The sequence below is a fragment of the Psychrobacter sp. CAL346-MNA-CIBAN-0220 genome (assembly GCF_040309805.1).
Taxonomy (GTDB): domain Bacteria; phylum Pseudomonadota; class Gammaproteobacteria; order Pseudomonadales; family Moraxellaceae; genus Psychrobacter.
Genome location: NZ_JBEOPF010000305.1, coordinates 1 through 270 on the forward strand (window position 1 = coordinate 1; position 270 = coordinate 270).

Genomic DNA, 270 nt, shown 5'->3' on the forward strand with positions numbered 1-270 from the left:
GGCCAGGGTCGAGGTGACGATCATGGGCAGCATTTCCGGGGTCAGGCCCACGGCAATCGACAGCGCGAACAGCAACGCCTCGGTCCAGTCGCCCTTGGTAAAGCCGTTGATGAACAGCACCAGCGGCGCCATCACGAACATAAAGCGAATCAGCAACCAACTGACCTTGTTGACCCCCTGCTGGAACGAGGTGGTCGCACGGTCCGTCGCCGTGACGCGTTGCGCCAAGGCACCAAAATACGTGCTGTTGCCGGTGGCCAGGATCACCGC

At 61.9% G+C, this 270-nt stretch carries 1 protein-coding gene; it reads right to left on the minus strand.

Going from position 1 to position 270, the window contains the following annotated elements; translation table 11 throughout:
• The coding region (locus AAEY88_RS13745) for a hypothetical protein (RefSeq protein ID WP_350563281.1) at positions 1-270 on the minus strand (270 nt) is incomplete at both ends.